11 protein-coding genes and 1 tRNA gene are annotated in these 17,962 nt (G+C 69.4%); 8 read left to right on the top strand and 4 right to left on the bottom strand.

Translation table 11 applies throughout. The features are described 5' to 3' along the window. Window positions 1-2: 2 nt before the first annotated feature. The 3 genes from P7L68_RS19020 to P7L68_RS19010 are packed head-to-tail and all read left to right on the top strand — an operon-like array spanning window position 3 to window position 5,615. Entirely contained in the window at window positions 3-836 is an 834-nt protein-coding gene (locus P7L68_RS19020) for a DUF2163 domain-containing protein (RefSeq protein ID WP_372000730.1), read from the top strand. A gap of 2 nt (window positions 837-838) precedes the next feature. Beyond that, window positions 839-4,123, top strand: coding sequence for a phage tail protein (locus P7L68_RS19015; protein WP_372000728.1), 3,285 nt, complete (start codon window positions 839-841; stop codon window positions 4,121-4,123). Between the two features lie 43 nt (window positions 4,124-4,166). Next, a complete protein-coding gene (locus tag P7L68_RS19010; RefSeq protein WP_372000727.1) occupies window positions 4,167-5,615 on the top strand; it encodes a DUF2793 domain-containing protein in 1,449 nt (482 codons plus the stop codon). Window positions 5,616-5,682: 67 nt separating this feature from the next. Here the strand turns inward: P7L68_RS19010 and P7L68_RS19005 are convergent. Then, window positions 5,683-5,757: transfer RNA gene (locus tag P7L68_RS19005), tRNA-Val, on the bottom strand. Between the two features lie 265 nt (window positions 5,758-6,022). On the opposite strand from P7L68_RS19005, the gene glmS reads away from it, so the two are divergent. After that, window positions 6,023-7,849, top strand: coding sequence for a glutamine--fructose-6-phosphate transaminase (isomerizing) (gene glmS, locus P7L68_RS19000; RefSeq protein WP_372000725.1), 1,827 nt, complete (start codon window positions 6,023-6,025; stop codon window positions 7,847-7,849). Here the strand turns inward: glmS and P7L68_RS18995 are convergent. Both P7L68_RS18995 and P7L68_RS18990 read right to left on the bottom strand, forming a co-directional pair. After that, complete coding sequence (locus P7L68_RS18995; RefSeq protein WP_372000723.1) at window positions 7,810-8,925, bottom strand: ATP-binding protein; 1,116 nt, start codon at window positions 8,923-8,925, stop codon at window positions 7,810-7,812. The genes glmS and P7L68_RS18995 overlap by 40 nt on opposite strands. Then, window positions 8,922-9,674 carry a response regulator gene (locus P7L68_RS18990; RefSeq protein WP_372000721.1) on the bottom strand — a complete coding sequence of 251 codons (753 nt, stop codon included), beginning with the start codon at window positions 9,672-9,674 and terminating at the stop codon, window positions 8,922-8,924. The genes P7L68_RS18995 and P7L68_RS18990 overlap by 4 nt, the downstream gene beginning before the upstream one ends. 145 nt (window positions 9,675-9,819) lie before the next feature. On the opposite strand from P7L68_RS18990, the gene P7L68_RS18985 reads away from it, so the two are divergent. Next, window positions 9,820-10,992, top strand: coding sequence for an efflux RND transporter periplasmic adaptor subunit (locus P7L68_RS18985; protein WP_372000719.1), 1,173 nt, complete (start codon window positions 9,820-9,822; stop codon window positions 10,990-10,992). Window positions 10,993-11,007: 15 nt separating this feature from the next. Then, entirely contained in the window at window positions 11,008-14,148 is a 3,141-nt protein-coding gene (locus tag P7L68_RS18980) for a multidrug efflux RND transporter permease subunit (protein ID WP_372000717.1), read from the top strand. A 61-nt stretch (window positions 14,149-14,209) separates the two neighbouring features. Here the strand turns inward: P7L68_RS18980 and P7L68_RS18975 are convergent, their stop codons facing one another. Next, window positions 14,210-14,569, bottom strand: coding sequence for a hypothetical protein (locus tag P7L68_RS18975; RefSeq protein WP_372000715.1), 360 nt, complete (start codon window positions 14,567-14,569; stop codon window positions 14,210-14,212). Window positions 14,570-14,788: 219 nt separating this feature from the next. Here P7L68_RS18975 and P7L68_RS18970 point away from each other — a divergent pair, with 219 nt between their 5' ends. After that, entirely contained in the window at window positions 14,789-16,246 is a 1,458-nt protein-coding gene (locus P7L68_RS18970) for an NAD-dependent succinate-semialdehyde dehydrogenase (RefSeq protein ID WP_372006884.1), read from the top strand. Between the two features lie 91 nt (window positions 16,247-16,337). Next, window positions 16,338-17,687, top strand: coding sequence for a glutathione-disulfide reductase (gor, locus tag P7L68_RS18965; RefSeq protein ID WP_372000713.1), 1,350 nt, complete (start codon window positions 16,338-16,340; stop codon window positions 17,685-17,687). Window positions 17,688-17,962 lie beyond the last annotated feature (275 nt).

The following is a 17,962-nucleotide window of genomic DNA, read 5'->3' as shown; positions in this document are numbered from 1 at the left end:
CCATGCGCACGACTTCGGCGGCGCTTGCAGCTGCACTGGCCCGGCCGCTGGGCAGCCTGGCCAGGCTCTGGCGGGTGGAGCGTCGTGACGGTGTGGTGATCGGCCTGACCGATCACGATCACGACCTTCAGGTGGAAGGCACGCTCTATCGCGCCCGTGCCGGCATGGTGCCGGGGGCGGTGGACGCCCGTATCGGGCTGGGCGTCGACGGGCTGGATGTCGGCGGACCGCTGGATGACGGCGCGGTCTCGGCCACCGATATCGCCTGCGGGCGGTTCGATGATGCGCGGGTGGACTTCGCCATTGCCGACTGGACGGAGCCCGAAGCCGGACGGCTGCTGCTGGCGGCGGGCCGCATCGGCGAGATTTCCATGACGGCCAGCCGCTGGCGGGCGGAACTGCGCGGCGTGTCACAGCGCCTGCAGCAGGGCATCGGCATCGCCTACGGCCCCGATTGCGCAGCCGATTTCGCCGACCTCCGCTGTGGCGTGGCGCTGGCGGGGACAGGGTTCGAGGTCGAGGGGGTGATTGCCGCGGCAACCGCCACTGCGATCGCCGATCCGGCCCGGACCGAGCCGGCCGGCTGGTTCGATGGCGGCCGTCTGACGATCCTGGACGGTGCGCTGGACGGGCTGGTGGTCGATGTCGCGACCAGTACCCCCGGTGGCATCGTCCTTGCCCGGCCGCTGCCCACGGCCCCCCTTGCCGGTTGCGGCTACCGGCTTCGGGTCGGCTGTGACAAGCGGATCACCACCTGTGCCGCACGCTTCAACAACGCGGTCAATTTCCGCGGCTTTCCCTTCACCCCCGATCCGGGCGCGCTGGAGACGACGTGATCATGGCCGGGTTCTTTCTCACCTCGCTGATCAGCGGGCTGCTGCCCTCGGGCGGGCTGGGGGATGCCTTGGGCAGCCTGGCGCGCCGGGCGGCGAGCGGCGGGTTCGAGCCGCGCGAGGGGCCGCGGCTGCAGGATCTGGCGGTCCAGACCACCGGCCATGGCCGGATCATTCCGCGGGTCTATGGCAGCGTGCGGCTGGCGGGCAACATCATCTGGGCGCGGCCGATCAGCGAACGTCGCCGCATCATCCCCGTCACCACGTCCGGCGGCTTGTTCGGCAGTCTGGGCGCCGGCCGGCTGCTGTCGGCCGGACGGGTGGAGTACGAGTACTTCGCGAGCTTCGCCGTGGGGTTCGCCCAGGGCCCGATCCTGGGCATCCGGCGGATCTGGGCCGACGAGACGCTGATCTGGTCGGCCGATCCCGCGGCGGGGCTGGCGGGCATTGCCGCTTCTGCGGCGCCCGGCCGGTATTTCAGGCTCCATCGCGGCACGGCGGATCAGGCACCCGATCCGCTGATCCTGGCCCATGAAGGGCCCGCGGCGACCCCCGCCTTCCGCGATCTCGCCTATCTCGTCTTCCAGAATCTGCCGCTTGGCCCCTATGGCAACCGGGTGCCGCTGATCGAGGCCGAAATCGTGCGTGGCAGCCCCGTGGTGGCGGGGGTGGATCCCGCCGCTTTTGCCAGCGTCACCCCGGTCGCCCGCGACGGCCTGCGGCGGCTGCCCTCGCTGATCGCGGGCGCGCCGATCGACGCGCTGACGGGGCCGGCGGGCGGGATTGCCGGCGACAACGCCTATGCCTGGACGGATGCCTGTACCTTGATGGATGGCGGCGCGGAGGATGGCGCGATCGTCCGCCATGTGACCGCCAGCGACATGGTCAACCGCGTCCGTCATGTCGCCCGCCAGCGCAGCTCTGCCGGCCGCTGGCTGGCGGAGGAACGCTGGAGCCACGCGATCCCGCTGACCTCGGCCCGGCGCGGCTGCGCCTGGGCGCCGGCCGACCGCCCGGTCCAGCTTTATGCGCGCGACGGCGAGGCGGCGGCGGTGTTCGTGGAGATCGAGACCGGCCGCCATCGGCTGGTGGCGCTGCCCGGGATGGTGGCGGGCGATGTTCGCGGCGTTACCGCCTGGGGAACGCGGATCTGGATCCTGGGCGGGCGACCGGGCGGAACGCTGGCGCTCTGGGCGCTGGACGACGGCGGCAGCGATGCGGATGCCACGATGATCCTGGATGGCCTGCCGGCGGCACGGACGCTGATGCGCGGCGACGATGACGGCCTGCTGCTGCTGTCGGGGGCGCGGCTGCGCCATCTTGCGGGGCTGACCGCCACCGCCGATCGGGACCAGACGCTCACCCCCTGGCCGGATCAGCGGCCGGTCGGCCTGCACCGGGCGGCGGACGGAATCGTCGGCGTGGTCTTCACCGATCGGGTGGCGCTGATCGATCGGGCGGGGCGGGTGGTGACGACGCCGGTCGAGATCGAGCCTGGCCATGTGGTCGGTTTCGCCGCGGGGGGCGGGCGGCTGATGGCGGTGCCCTGGGTGCCGGCGGGAGACAATGCCGCCTGGATCGACCGCTGGCTGGCGCTCACCCGGCCGGCGGAGACCGCGGATCTGGGGGCGGTGATCGCCGATCTGGCCGCGGCTGCCGGTGTGGATCCGGACGAGCTGGACCTGACCGGTGTCGGCGGCATGACGCTGCGCGGCTATGTCGTCGCCCGCCAGGGCAGCGCGCGCGAGGCGCTGGAGCCCCTGCTTGCCAGCTGGTTCGTGGATGCGGTGGAGCGCGACGGCCGACTGGCCTTCGTACCCCGCGGCGGGCCGGTCGCCGCCGTGATCGAGCCGGGCCGGCTGGGCGCGCATGGTGCCGGCGACGAGCCGCCGCCGCTGGTGGAGCGCACCCGTATCCAGCAGGCCGAGATGCCGCGCGAGATCGGCGTCGCCTTTATCGACGGTGCCGCCGACGGCCGGCCGGGGCTTGCCCGCGCCCGGCGCAGCGTTCCCGGCGCGGAGGATCGCCAGGCTGTGGAACTGCCGCTGGTGCTGACGGCGGACGAGGCGGCACGCATCGCCCGCACCCTTGCCGACGAGGCGCTGGTGGGGCGCGATCGCTGGCGCTTCCGTCTGGGTTTCGGCGATCTGCTGCTGGAGCCGGGCGACGTGATTGCGCTTGCGGCCGATCCACGCCTGCCGATGATGCCGGCCCGGCTTCGGATCGAACGCATGGCTTTCGGCACGCCCGGGCTGATCGAGGTGGAGGCCGTGGCCGATCATGACGGGCTGCACGGCACCGCCCGCCCCGGCGCCGATGCCATTCCCCCCGTGACGGCGGCCCCGGCGCTGACTGAGGGCCTGCCCGAGGTGACGGTGCTCGACCTGCCGCCGGTTGTGGAACCCGCCCCCGATCCCGGGCTGGTCGTGATGGTGACCGGCGGTGGCGGCGGTCTGCGCGCGGCACGGGTGGAAGTGGCAGACACCCCCGGCGGCCCCTGGCGGGAGGTGGCGGTGCTGGCACCGGCGGCAAGCGGTACGACAACCACCCTGCTGGCCGCTGGGCCGCTGACGCTCCGCGATGATCTGGCCGGCGTCACGGTCGATTTCGGCGACGATCTGCGGGTCGATGCCGGGATCACCGAGGCCGATGCCGAAAGCGGCCGCAGCCTGGCCCTGGTCGGGGCCGAGATCCTGAGCTTCGGGGCGATCGAGCGTCTGTCGGCCGGCCTCTGGCGGCTGTCGCGGCTGCGGCGTGGGTTGCGCGGTACCGAAGCGGCGGTCGGTGCCCATGTGATCGGTGAAGCCGTCCATCTGCTCGATCCGGAGCGGCTGGCGGTGATGGGCTGGCGGCCGGCGGATATCGGTAGGCTGTTGTATTTCCGGGCGATTACGCTTGCGGGTACCATCGGCCCGACCCGCATCCACAGCCTGACCGGCGCCGGGCTGCAGCCGTTCCGGCCGGTCGATCTCCAGGCGAAGCGCCAGACCGACGGCTCGGTGCTGATCCGCTGGCTGCGGGCCGACCGCCTGGCCGGCTGGACCGATGGCGCCGACGAACCGATGAGCGAGACGGCCGAGCGCTACCAGCTGGACATCCTGGCGAGCCCGATCGAGACGGCAGCCGTCCGCCGCACGGTGATCGTCGAGGGCGCGAGCAGCTGGAGTTATTCCGCCGCACAGCAATATGCCGACTTCTTCACCTCCCCCGCCACTCTTGGCCTGAAGGTCGCACAGATCGGTGCGGCGACCGGGCCCGGCCCGGCGCGCTATGCGACCGTGGTGCCCTGAGGGCGCGGTCCGTCTTTTCCGTCAGATTCCGAAAGGTCCGGCCATGGCCGATGCCACGCCGCGCCTGGGACTGCCGCTGCTTGCGGCCGCCCAGGCGCAGAAACACGTCACCCATAACGAAGCGCTCGCCCTGCTGGATGTTCTGGCGCAGATCGCGGTCAAGAGCCGCAGCCAGACCCTGCCCCCCGCCAGCCCGGCCGAGGGCGATGCCTATCTGATACCACCCGGGGCCTCGGGCGCCTGGGCCTGGCGCGACGGGCAGCTGGCGCTCTGGACCGCGGGCGGCTGGCGGTTCGTCACCGCCCGCGACGGCTGGGTGGTTCTGGTCGAGGCCGAACAGGCCTTCGTCGTCCGCCGGGCCGGCGCCTGGACCGCGACCACCATGCTGGCCCATACCCATGCCACCACCGAGGTGACCGGGCTGGATGCAGCACTTGCGACCCGGGTTTCGAAAGCCGGCGATGTCGTCACCGGCCGGCTGGATATCGGGCAGAAGCTGGTGGTGGGCGACAGCAGCGCGGTGGATGGCGAGGGGCTGGTGGTGCGCCATGCGACCGCGGCCGCGGTTTCGGCCCATGTGAATGCCGGCGGCGAGGCGGCGCTGGCGCTGCGGGAGGCCGGCAGCCGCAAGGCAGCTCTGGCCTGGCAGGGCGGCACGCTGCGGCTGCGGACCGACATTGCCGCACCGCTGGTGCTGGCGACCCAGGGGGTGGATCGGCTGACCGTGCCGGCCGATCGGGCGGCACTCGGCATCGGCACCACGGCACCGGCGCGGGGGCTGCATCTGGCCGGTTCCGCCGTGGGGCTCCGCCTGCAGGCGACGGGCGGGGCGGCACGGAGCTGGGACCTGATCCAGACCGCCGAGGGCCATCTGGAGGTGATGGATGCCGGCGTCGGCACGGCCATGCTGAGGCTGCGCAGCGTGACGGCGGCCGAAGGGGCGGAGGCCGCGATGATCGGCGGCCATGCCGGAGTGACGGCCCGGTTCTACAACGTTGCCGGATCGGGCGGCGGCCCGGCCTGTGCCCTTGCGCTGGGGGTGAACGGGACGACCGGACGTTCCCTGAATGCTGCCGGCACGATCAATGCCGTCGGGGCGGATTTCGCTGAATATGTCCCCCTGGCGCCGGATTGCCCGCCGGCGTCACCGGCGGCTGCGGTCGGCATCGATCAGGACGGGCGGGTGACCGGCCGGTTCGGCGCGGCTATCGCCTTTGCCGTCGTGTCGACCGCGCCGGCGCTGGTGGGCGGCGATACTGGCGGGGATGGTGCACGGATTGCCTTCGCCGGCCGGGTGCCCCTGCGGTTGACCGGGCCGGTGGTGCCGGGGCGGGTGGCGATTGCCATGGCCGGCGGGGCAGGGGAGATCCTGGCCCGCTGCCTGGGGCCCGACGAGCGGCTGGATGACCCGTGCGATCCGCGGATCCTGGGGCGGGTCTGGCGCCGGCTTGGCCCTGACATGGCCGAGATCGCCGTGCGCATCGGCGCCTGAGACGGATCAGGAGGCCCGATATGAACAAAGCCCCCGGCATCCGAAGATGCAGGGGGCCTTGTCGAATTGGTGGGCGCGACAGGGATTGAACCTGTGACCCCACCCGTGTGAAGGGTGTGCTCTACCGCTGAGCTACGCGCCCGCAGGATCTGGTCGATGCCGGCTTTCGCCGTTCCGGCCGCCTGAGGTGGGCGCTTTATATGGCCACGCACCGGGCCTGTCAAGCGGGTGATCGCAGGCAGATTGCAGTTTCGTGATGGGCCATCCGCCGGGCCGCGCCCATGCCGCATCTGCAACAATTCGTAACGCGAAGTGATTGGCAGGGGCCATCCGGCTCTGCTACCCCCTGAACCTGGAACTGCGGCCTGATGGCTGCGGGCGGACAGACCAGAGACGGAGTTGGCCTGATGTGTGGCATCGTTGGTGTCGTTGGTGTTGCGGATGCGGCGGCGGTGCTGATCGAGGGGCTGCGCCGGCTGGAATATCGCGGCTATGACAGTGCCGGCATCGCCGTGCTGGATGCCGCAGGCCGGATCGAGCGGCGCCGGGCCGAGGGGCGCATCGCCCGGCTTGAGGCGCTGGTCGCCGAGCGGCCGGTTTCGGGCATGACCGGCATCGGCCATACCCGCTGGGCCACCCATGGCGCACCGACCGAGGCCAATGCCCATCCCCATGCCACCGGCCGGGTGGCGGCGGTGCATAATGGCATCATCGAGAATTATCGCGATCTGCGTGCCGAGCTGCAGGCGGCGGGCCGGGTCTTCGTCAGCCAGACCGATACCGAAGTGATCCCCCAGCTGATCACGGCGCTGATCGAACAGGGGCTGGATCCGGTCGATGCCTGCAAGGCGGCGTTGAAGCGCTTCGAAGGCGCCTTCGCCCTGGGCCTGGTCTTCGCGGGCGAACAGGAACTGCTGATCGGCGCCCGCCGCGGCAGCCCGCTTGCCGTGGGTCATGGCGAGGGGTGCATGTATCTGGGCTCCGATGCCATGGCGCTGGTGCCCTTCACGCGCGAGATCACCTATCTCGACGAAGGCGACATGGTGGTTCTGACCCGCGCGGGCATGACCATCTACGACGCAGGCGGGGCGGAAGTCGTACGGCCGCGGCGGCGGACGGAACTCTCCAGCGGGGCGGTCGGCAAAGGCGGCCACCGGCATTACATGCTGAAGGAGATCTACGAGCAGCCGGCCGTGATCGGCGACAGCCTCAGGACCTATCTGGATCCCGGCCGCGGCACGATCGAGATGAAGGAGATGCCCTTCGACCCGAAGACGCTGACCCGCATGATGATCGTCGCCTGCGGCACCTCGGCCTATGCCGGCATGGTGGCCAAGTACTGGGTGGAACAGCTGGCGCGGCTGCCGGTCGATGTCGACATCGCCTCGGAATTCCGCTACCGCGACACGCCGCTGATCCCGGGCGAGGTGGCGGTGTTCATCTCTCAGTCGGGCGAGACGGCGGATACACTCGCCGCCATGCGCCATGCCAAGGCCGCCGGGCTGATCACCATCGCCGTGGTCAACGTGCCGGAAAGCAGCATGGCGCGCGAGGCGGATCTGGTGCTGCGCACCAAGGCCGGCCCCGAGATCGGCGTCGCCTCGACCAAGGCCTTCACCTGCCAGCTGGTGACACTCGCCTGCCTCGCCATCGGCCTTGGCCGTGCCCGCGGCACCATCGATGCCGCCCGTGACCAGAAGCTGACCCAGGCGATCGCCGAAGTGCCCTCACGCGTGGCGGACGTGCTGAACAACGACGACCGGATGCGCAGCATCGCCGAAAGCCTGGTGCATGTGACCGGTGTGCTTTACGTCGGCCGTGGCACCTCTTATCCGATCGCGCTGGAAGGTGCGCTCAAATTCAAGGAAATCAGCTACATCCACGCCGAAGCCTATGCGGCGGGCGAGCTGAAGCACGGCCCGATCGCGCTGATCGACGACGGGCTGCCGGTGGTAGCGCTGGCGCCGTCCGGCCCGCTGTTCGAGAAGACGGCGTCGAATGTCGAAGAGATCGTCGCCCGCCGCGGCCGGGTGATCCTGATCACCGACGAGGCCGGCGCCGGGCGCCTGGCCGATCTGGTGGCGGAAGTGGTGGTGCTGCCGACGGTCGACCCGGTGGTGGCGCCTTTGCTCTACGCGATTCCGGTGCAGTTGCTCGCCTATCACACCGCCGTGCTGAAGGGCACGGATGTCGATCAGCCGCGCAATCTGGCGAAGTCGGTAACAGTGGAGTGACGGCGGGCAGCCCCCGAAGCGGCCGGCCAGCTGAGGTCGAAGACGGTTCCGCCCAGGGATGACGGGCGGCAGGTCACATCGCCGCCATGGGCACGGGCGATCGCCTGAACCACGGCGAGCCCCAGGCCGCTGCCGCGGCCATGGGGATCGCCACGCCGGAAGGCCTTGAAGATTTCGCCTGCCATCCCCTCGGGCACGCCGGGCCCGCTATCCTCCACCATCAGATGGCAGACTCCGTCCTTGCAGGCGGTCGTGATGCGCAGCGGCCCCGGCGTCGCGTGGTGTCGGGCATTTTCCAGCACAGCCAGCAGCGCCTGACGGATGCGGACGGGGTCGCAGTCGACCGGCTCCGTCAGCCCCGGCACACAGACCAGGTCGAACCCGGCTTCCGCCAGCCGTGGCTCCACCACCTGCACCACGGCCGCGACTTCTGAGGGCAAATCAACAGCCTTGAGTTGCAGATCCAGCCGGTCGTTCTCGGCCAGGCCGACCAGCCGCAGATCGTCGATCAGACGCCCCAGCCCTTCGACCTGGGTCAGCAGGGACCGATGCAGTTGCGGCGTCGGCTCGAAAATCCCGTCGGTCAGCCCCTGAAGACGGCCGCGCAGCACCGTCACCGGTGTCCGCAATTCATGGGCGATGGCCGCGTTCCAGAACCGGCGCTCGTGTTCCACGCGCTCCAGCCGGTCGGCCATGGCATTGAAATCATGCACCAGCTGCGTAGCCTCGTCGGGCAGCGGATCATCGGCCGTGGCCCGCGCCGACAGATCACCCTCCGCCAGCCGGTGCAGACCGCCGGCCACGGCGTTGATCGGCATCAGGATGCGTCGTGCCAGCCTGAGCGCCCAGAGGACCCCGAGACCGAGTGCCGTCAACGCGGTCAGCGCCATCCACCCCCATTCCGGTGTCGTCGGAATCCAGCCGCTGTCTTCGGGGCCGGGGATGCTCGTGGGGAAGAGGGCGAACCAGAGCGTATAGAAGATGTAGGTGCCGAGCAGCGCCAGTGCGCTGACGATCAGGGCGAGAGAGACCATCGACCGGATGATGCGGCGGCTGAGACCGCCATTGCCGGTCACGACGCTTCTCCCAGCCGATAGCCGACCCCGCGTATGCTGACCGGCTGGGCTTCCAGACCGGCTGCCTCAAGCTTCTTGCGAAGCTTGCTGATATGGCTGTCCACCGTGCGTTCCAGGGTCTCTCCCTCGGGCAGGCAGGCCATCAGCAATTCCCCGCGACTGAACACCCGCCGCGGCGCATGCATCAGATGGGTCAGCAGTCTGAACTCGGTCAGGGTCAGCGTCAGGGGCCGGTCGCCATCCGGGCTGCACAGCCGGATCTCGTGGCTTTCCATGTCCGCATGCAGCCGGCCGACGCGGATGACCTCCCGGCCGGGGCTGTGACCGGCCGGCCGGGAGCGGCGCAGGACCGCATTCACCCGCGCGATCACTTCCGCCGGATTGAACGGCTTCACGATGTAGTCGTCGGCACCGATCCGCAGGCCGGTCAGCTTGTCCATGTCCTGATCCATGGCGGTCAGCATGATGACCGGCGTCTCGCCGCGACGGCGGATTTCGGACAGAACCTGCCAGCCGTCCAGGCGCGGCATGCCCACATCCAGCAGAACCAGATCGGGCTTGAGCGACAGATGCAGGTCGAGCGCCTGACGCCCGTCATCGGCACGGACGCTGCGCAGGCCGTTGCGGTCGAGATAGGCGCACAGGATCTCGGCGATCTCGGGTTCGTCCTCGGCGACGAGGATCAGCGCCCGGGGGGCGGGAGGCCGAGACGCGGTGACCCGGGAGGCGGGGATCGGCGGGTGGGGCATGGCTGATCTGCATGTTTGCGGGCGGCCTCCACTCTATCTCCACACGCCGTCGACGGAAACGCCATTCCCCCGGCATAGGGTTCGCGCCGCTCGTCCCGCCTCGGGCGGAAACGACGCGCAGACGTGTTCCCTGAAAGGTCGATGCATGAGGATGGAACGCCTGCTCCGCGGCAGTGCAGGGCTCACCCTGGCGATGATTGTCCTGGCCGGGTGCAACGAGACGACGCCCAGGGCACCCACGCCGCTGCCCCGGGTGGCGGTGGTGGAGGTTGCGCCCGAGCGGCTGGAGGTCGTCGAGGATCTTCCCGGGCGTGTCGTTGCGGTGCGTGTGGCCGAGATCCGCCCGCAGATCAGCGGCATCGTGCAGCGCCGGCTGTTCGAACAGGGCGCCGATATCCGCGCCGGCGACCCGCTGTTCCAGATCAACCCCGCCCCGTTCCAGGCCGATGTCGGGATGGCAGCGGCTGCCTTGCGGCGGGCCGAGGTCGCCGCGGCGCGGGCCGGCCAGCAGGTCCGGCGGCTGGAACCCCTGCATCGGGCCGATGCGATCAGCGATCAGGTTCTGGACGATGCGGTGGCGCAGCGTGACCAGGCCGTTGCCGAGGTCGCAGAGGCCCGCGCCACCCTGGACCGGCGCCGGCTGGATCTGGCCTTCACCACCGTGGAGGCGCCGATCGCGGGCCGAATCGATCAGGCCCTGGTGAGCGAGGGTGCCCTTGTCTCGCCAACCGATGCCACACCCATGGCCCGCATTCAGCAGGTGGATCAGGTCTATGTCGATCTGCGCCAGCCGGCGCGCTCGCTGGAGGCCCTGCGTGAGGCCCTGAGACGTGAGATCGGGCCGGACGGACAGTCGACGGGCCGACAGGACGCAGAGAGGCGGGGTCTGCCGGTGACGATCCTGCGCAGCGACGGCACGGCCTACGGCGTGACCGGGCATATCCTCTTTTCGGGCATCACCGTCGATGCCGGCACCGGCGACCTGCTGCTGCGCGTCCTGGTCGACAACCCGTCGCGCGAGCTGCTGCCGGGCATGTTCGTGCGCGCCCGTGTGCCGCGGGCCGGATACGACGACGCCCTGATGATCCCCCAGCAGGCCGTGACGCGGGCGGGCGGCGTGCCGCAGGTCTGGACCGTTGCCGCCGATGCCACCGTCCGTCCGGTGCCCGTGACGCTGGGGGAGCTGGTCGATCACCGCTATCGCGTGGCCACCGGCCTTGAAGCCGGTCAACGGGTGGTGGTCGAGGGTGTGGACAGGCTGGCCGAGGGGATCGGCGTCGAGCCGCAGATGTGGCGCCCGGGCGCCGATGCCGGCTGAGATCGGAGAGCGACCATGCCGCAGTTCTTTATCGATCGCCCGGTATTCGCCTGGGTGGTCGCACTGTTCATCATTCTGGCAGGCGTGCTTGCGCTGCCCCGGCTGCCCATCGCCCGCTATCCCTCGGTGGCCCCGCCCACGGTCAGCATCTATGCCACCTATACCGGCGCCAGCCCCCAGACGATGAACGATTCCGTTCTGGTTCCGATCGAGCGGGAGCTGTCGGGCGTGAGGAACCTGCTCTATTTCGAATCATCCGCCGATAGTTCGGGCACGGCACAGGTCACCGTCACCTTCAAGCCCGGCACCGATCTGGAACTGGCGCAGGTGGATGTGCAGAACCGGCTGAAGGCCGTCGAGCCCCGCCTGCCGCAGGCCGTTCGCCAGAACGGCCTGACGGTCGAGTCCGCGACCTCCGGCTTTCTGATGCTGATCAGCCTGAAATCCGAGGATGGCCGGTTCGACGAGACGGAACTGAGCGACTATCTGGCCCGCAATGTGATCGAGGAACTGCGCCGCATCGACGGTGTCGGCCGGGTGCAGCTGTTCGGCGCCGAACAGGCGCTGCGCATCTGGGTCGATCCGTCGCGGCTGATCGCTTTCGGCCTGTCGATGACCGATCTGTCGGCGGCGATCCTGCAGCAGAACGCCCGAATCGCCCCCGGGCGGCTGGGCGATGCACCGGCCGTGCCGGGGCAGCGGGTGAGCGTGCCCCTGACGGTGGACGGGCAGTTGCAGACGCCGGAGGCCTTTGCCGGCATCGTGCTGCGTGCCGCGGCCGACGGCTCGCGGGTGGTGCTGGGCGATGTCGCACGGATCGAGACCGGTGCGGAAACCTACAGCTTCGCGAACCGCGAGAACGGCAAACCCGCGACACTCGCCGCCGTTCAGCTCTCCCCGGGGGCGAATGCGGTACGGACCGCTGCCGCGGTCGAGGCGCGGCTCGACACGTTGAGCCAGAGCATGCCGGCGGGGATGAGCATCGCCACCCCGTTCAACACGGCCCCTTTCGTCAAGATCTCGATCGAGAAGGTCATCTACACCCTGATCGAGGCGATGGTGCTGGTGTTCCTGGTGATGCTGCTGTTTCTCCAGAATCTCCGCTACACGCTGATCCCGGCCATCGTGGCGCCGATCGCGCTGCTCGGCACCTTCACGGTCATGCTGGTGGCGGGATTCTCGATCAACGTGCTCACCATGTTCGGCATGGTGCTGGCCATCGGCATCATCGTCGACGATGCGATCGTGGTGGTCGAGAATGTCGAACGGCTGATGGCGACCGAAGGGCTGTCGCCCCGCGACGCCACCCGCAAGGCCATGAAAGAGATCACCGGTGCCGTGATCGGCATCACCCTGGTGCTGACGGCGGTGTTCATTCCCATTGCCCTGGCCGACGGCTCGGTGGGGGTGATCTATCGCCAGTTCGCCCTGTCGATGGTGGTGTCGATCCTGTTTTCGGCCCTCCTGGCCCTCAGTCTGACGCCGGCCCTTTGTGCCACGCTTCTGAAGCCGGTCGGCCCCGGCGCGCATGACCGACGGGGCTTCTTCGGCTGGTTCAACCGGCGCTTCAATCACATGACCCGGTCCTATGAAACCCGTCTCGTCGCGGTCGTGCGGCGCAGCGGACGGGTGATGGTGGCCTTCGTGGCGATCACCGTGCTGCTGGTTCTGGCCCTGCGCACCCTGCCATCCGCATTTCTGCCCGAAGAGGATCAGGGCTATTTCATGACCTCGGTTCAGCTGCCTGCGGATGCCACGCGCGAACGCACGCTCGATGTCGTCCGGCGCCTGGAGACCCATCTTGCCGGTCGGCCGGCGATTACCTCGAACATGGTCATCCTGGGCTTCGGCTTCTCGGGGTCGGGGGCGAACACGGCCCAGGCCTTCGCGATGCTGAGCGACTGGGACCGGCGCGGCGGCGCCACGGCGGCCGACGAGGCCCGGCGCGTCGACGAGGCGATGGCGGACATCACCGACGGCACGGTGACGAGCCTTCTGCCGCCTGCGATCGACGAGATGGGCACGTCTTCGGGCTTCAGCCTGAGCCTCCTCGACCGCTCCGGTCGGGGGCATGACGCCCTGGAGGCGGCGACGGCCAGGCTGCTGGAGCTGGCGGGGCAGAGCGACCGGCTTGCCAATGTCTATGCCGACGGCCTGCCGGCCGGGACCGGCGTCCGCCTGGACATCGACCGCCAGAAGGCCGAGGCGTTGGGGGTGTCGTTCGCCGCGATCGGCGATACCCTGTCGGCCGCCACGGGCTCGCTCTATGTCGACGATTTCCCCCATGAAGGCCGTCTGCGGCAGGTGATCATCCAGGCAGACGCTGCCGCCCGTATGCAGGTGGATGATGTGCTGAAGCTGACCGTGCGCAATGCCGATGGCGGCATGGTACCGCTGTCCGCGATCGTCACGCCCGTCTGGCAGGATATGCCCCTGCAGGTGCAGCGCTATCAGGGGAGCCTGTCCTCCAGCATTTCCGGCAGCCCCGCGCCCGGTGTCTCCAGCGGCGACGCCATGGCCGAAATGGAGCGGCTGGCGGCGCAGCTGCCCCCCGGTTTCCTGGTCGAGTGGAGCGGTCAATCCCTGCAGGAGCGCATGTCGGCTGCGCAGGCGCCCCTGTTGATGGCTCTGTCGATGCTGGTGGTGTTCCTGGTTCTGGCCGCCCTTTACGAGAGCTGGTCGATTCCGCTCTCGGTCATGCTGGTGGTGCCGCTGGGTCTGATCGGCGCGGTGGCGGCGGTGATGCTGCGGGGCATGCCCGACGATGTGTTCTTCAAGGTCGGCCTGATCACCGTGATCGGCCTGTCGGCCAAGAACGCCATCCTGATCGTGGAATTCGCCCGGCAGCTGCACGCGCGCGGCATGGATGTGACGGAGGCGGCAGTGACCGCAGCCCGACTGCGTCTGCGCCCGGTTCTGATGACCTCGCTCGCCTTCGGCCTGGGGGTCGTGCCGCTGATGCTTGCACACGGTGCCAGTGCCGAAACCCAGCGGGCCATCGGCACCGGCGTCTTCGGGGGCATGGTCACGGCCACGCTTCTGGCGATCTTCTTCGTGCCCGGCTTTTTCGTGTTCGTGATCGGCGGCCGCGAGCGACTGGCGGGCTGGTGGCGCGCCCGTCGGGGCACGCCGTCACAGCCGCCGGACGTGCCGTGATGCCCGCAAAGTCGAGTCCGGTCCGGCGAGCCCGGTCATATCGGGAAACGGAGCGTTTTCGTTACAGCCACACCCCGCCATCCCGCTCCACCGGCCGTCCCCGGTCCGGCCTCTCGCCCTCGCGTTCGTCCGGCGCCTTGTCGCCGTCAAGCGGGGGATCCTGCCGGGGCAGGCGGCGCATGATGATGTTGCCGTCACCGTCGATCCTGGGGGCGGCATAGCGGGGCAGGTCTTCGATGGCGTCGCGCAGGCTGGTCAGGGCCTCGTCGGCGGCGCGGCCCAGGCGTTCGAGCCTGGGCCCCAGACCCTCGTCCGGATGTTCGTTCCCCGCGGCCAGGGCCGGGCCGCCGGCCAGCAGAACCGCCCCCAGCATGACCGTGGCGATGCGGTGCGTCGTCTTCCGGTTGCCGTGCGGGCGCATGACCTGATCCTCCAGCCCTGCATGATCCGCGGAACAGGGTCCACGGCGTGTGGGGGTTCCTTGCGGCACCCCCGGCCGCCATATAGTCTGATGCCGCATTCGGGCGGGTTCAACCCATGGCCGGCCCGGAGGGCGGCGAAGTTTCGCGTGCGGACCCCCGGGGCGGTCGCTCCGGAGCCGGGCCGTATGTGGGAGACATTCCAGGGAGGACTTCAGGTGATTCAGCTCTCGCACAAGGGTCTGATGCGCGAGGCGTGCTATATCGACGGCGCCTGGGTGGGCGCCGATGATGGCGCCACCATCACCGTCGACAATCCGGCGACGGGGGCCGTCATCGGCCGCGTGCCCAAGATGGGCGCCGCCGAGACCCGCCGCGCGATCGAGGCCGCCAATGCCGCGCTGCCGGCCTGGCGCGCGAAGACCGGCAAAGAGCGGGCGGCCCTGCTGCGCAAGTGGTTCGAGCTGATCATGGCGCATCAGGAAGACATTGCCCGGATCATGACCACCGAGCAGGGCAAGCCGCTGGCCGAGGCCAAGGGCGAGGTCGCCTATGCCGCGTCGTTCATCGAATGGTTCGCCGAAGAGGCCAAGCGCGTCTATGGCGACACCATCCCGACCTTCTCGGCCGGCAAGCGGATCGTGGTGACCAAGGAGCCGGTGGGCGTCGTCGGCGCCATCACCCCCTGGAATTTCCCGGCGGCGATGCTGACCCGCAAGGCCGGACCGGCCCTGGCGGCCGGCTGTACCATGGTCTGCAAGCCCGCCTCGCAGACCCCGTTCACCGCGCTGGCCCTGATGGTGCTGGCCGAAGAGGCCGGCATCCCCAAGGGCGTGCTGAACCTGGTGACCGGTTCGGCCTCGGCGATCGGCGGCGAGATCACCTCCAACCCGATCGTGCGCAAGCTGACCTTCACCGGCTCCACCGAGATCGGCAAGGTGCTGATCGAACAGTGCGCCGCCACCGTCAAGAAGGTGTCGATGGAGCTGGGCGGCAATGCGCCGTTCATCGTGTTCGACGATGCCGATCTGGATGCGGCGGTGGAAGGTGCGATCGTCTCCAAATATCGCAACAACGGCCAGACCTGCGTCTGCGCCAACCGGCTTTATGTCCAGCGCGGCGTGGCCAAGACCTTCGCTGAAAAGCTGGCGGCCCGCGTCGCCCAGATGAAGGTCGGCGACGGGCTGGAGCAGGGCGTGGTGCTGGGACCGCTGATCGACGACGCGGCGGTGGAGAAGGTCGACGAGCTTCTGGCCGATGCCACCTCGAAGGGCGCGGAAGTCATGCTCGGCGGCGGCCGTCACGAGCTGGGCGGCCGGTTCTACAAGCCGACCATCGTCTTCGGCACCACCCAGGAGATGCGGGTGGCGCGCGAGGAGATCTTCGGGCCCGTGGCGCCGATCTTCGTCTTCGATGAAGAGAAGGAAGCGGTGGCCTATGCCAACGACACCGAATTCGGCCTGGCCTCGTATTTCTATACCCGCGATGTCGGCCGGGTGTTCCGGGTGATGGAAGCCCTGGAATATGGCATTGTCGGCATCAATGAGGGCCTGATCTCCACCGAAGTCGCCCCCTTCGGCGGCGTGAAGGAGAGCGGCATGGGCCGCGAAGGCTCCAAATACGGCATCGAGGATTACCTCGAAGTGAAGTACGCCCTGATCGGCGGCATCGGCGCCTGATCCGGACCCGGCGGGGCAGGGCGGATCGGGGCGGCCGTGCCTCGGCCCCCTGTCCCCGCCGGATGACGACGCACCCAGGAGACGCGAACGCATGTACGATTACGACCTGCTCACCATCGGCGCCGGATCGGGCGGCGTCGCAGGCTCGCGGCGCGCGGCCGAATACGGCGCCCGTGTCGCCATCGTCGAAGCGGGCCGGGTGGGCGGCACCTGCGTGCTGCGGGGCTGCGTTCCGAAGAAGCTTCTGGTCTATGGTGCGCATTTCCGCGACGAGATCGAGGATGCCCGCGGCTTCGGCTGGACGATCGAGGGCGCCAGTCACGACTGGGGCGCGTTGATCCGCACCAAGAACCGCGAGCTGGAGCGGCTGGAAGGCATCTACGAGACGATGCTGGCCAATTCCGGCGTCACGGTACTGCGCGGCCGCGGCCGGGTGACCGGCCCGCACGAGGTGGAGGTCGATGGCCGCACCGTCACCGCCGAGCGGATCCTGATCGCCACCGGCGGCCATGCCTATCTGCCGAAGATCCCGGGCATCGAGCACGTCATCACCTCCGACGAGGCGCTGGACCTGACCGAGCGGCCCGGGCGGATCGTCATCATCGGCGGTGGTTATATCGCCACCGAATTCGCCTCGATCTTCTCCACCCTGGGCACGGCGACGACCCTGGTGCTGCGGGGCGACCGGATCCTGCGCGGCTTCGATGCCGATATCCGCAGCGCCGTCGAAGGCGAGATGCAGGCACGGGGGATCGGTTTCCGCAAGGGGGTCGAACCGGTGCGTGTCGACCGGCTTGCGGACGGCTTTGCCGTGACCCTCACCTCGGGCGAGGTGCTTGAAGCCGACCAGGTGATGTTTGCGACCGGCCGGGTTCCGAACACCGCCGGCCTCGGGCTCGAAGAGGTGGGTGTGCACACCCGCGAGAACGGCGCGATCGTGGTGAATGATCGCTACGAGACCCAGCTCCGCTCGATCCTGGCGGTGGGTGACGTCACCGACCGCTTCCAGCTGACCCCGGTAGCGATCGCGGAGGCGCGCTCGCTGGCCGAACGGCTCTATAACGACAACAGCTACCGGCTGCGCTACGACACCCTGCCGACGGCGGTGTTCTGCACCCCCCAGATCGGCACGGTCGGGCTGACCGAAGAGGCGGCGCGGCGGATGTATGCCTCGATCCGGATCTATCGGGCGCGCTTCCGGCCGATGAAGCATACGCTGACCGGCCGCGACACCCGGGTGCTGATGAAGCTGGTGGTGGATGGCGCCAGCGACCGCGTCCTCGGCGCCCATATGGTCGGCGACGATGCGGCCGAAATCATCCAGTCGCTGGCGGTGGCGATCACCTGCGGCGCCACCAAGAAGCAGTTCGACGAGACGATCGCCCTGCATCCGAGTGCCGCCGAGGAATTCGTCACCATGCGCAGTCCGGTGAAGGATTGAGCCGTCAGAACGGCTGAACGCGCATGTATTTGTTGCAACGCACAATGGCGGCTTGCCGGATATTACATCCGTCACTGACCCGCCGGGCGGCGGCGTTGCATCATCTTCCCGCCCGCGTTTTGTTTGAAAACCACCGGGGGCGGCGGTATAGGTTCGAAACCGGCACCCGCCCGGGCAGCGGAGAGGATCCGCCGCCCGACGTCCCGCCGCCGCTCTTTGTCTTTCCGGCCGACACTCCGGTGCCGGCCGACAGCCCCGTGACCAGCTCACGTCCC

The sequence above is a fragment of the Tistrella mobilis genome, from assembly GCF_041468085.1.
Classification (GTDB): domain Bacteria; phylum Pseudomonadota; class Alphaproteobacteria; order Tistrellales; family Tistrellaceae; genus Tistrella; species Tistrella mobilis_A.
Note: the sequence above shows the minus strand (reverse complement) of the source record. Positions and strands in the feature narration are given on the sequence as shown.

Coding starts and splice junctions, on each gene's coding strand:
- P7L68_RS19020 (WP_372000730.1), top strand. CDS start 3: ATGCGCACGACTTCGGCGGCGCTTGCAGCTGCACTGGCCCGGCCGCTG.
- P7L68_RS19015 (WP_372000728.1), top strand. CDS start 839: ATGGCCGGGTTCTTTCTCACCTCGCTGATCAGCGGGCTGCTGCCCTCG.
- P7L68_RS19010 (WP_372000727.1), top strand. CDS start 4,167: ATGGCCGATGCCACGCCGCGCCTGGGACTGCCGCTGCTTGCGGCCGCC.
- glmS (WP_372000725.1), top strand. CDS start 6,023: ATGTGTGGCATCGTTGGTGTCGTTGGTGTTGCGGATGCGGCGGCGGTG.
- P7L68_RS18990 (WP_372000721.1), bottom strand. CDS start 9,674: ATGCCCCACCCGCCGATCCCCGCCTCCCGGGTCACCGCGTCTCGGCCT.
- P7L68_RS18985 (WP_372000719.1), top strand. CDS start 9,820: ATGAGGATGGAACGCCTGCTCCGCGGCAGTGCAGGGCTCACCCTGGCG.
- P7L68_RS18980 (WP_372000717.1), top strand. CDS start 11,008: ATGCCGCAGTTCTTTATCGATCGCCCGGTATTCGCCTGGGTGGTCGCA.
- P7L68_RS18975 (WP_372000715.1), bottom strand. CDS start 14,569: ATGCGCCCGCACGGCAACCGGAAGACGACGCACCGCATCGCCACGGTC.
- gor (WP_372000713.1), top strand. CDS start 16,338: ATGTACGATTACGACCTGCTCACCATCGGCGCCGGATCGGGCGGCGTC.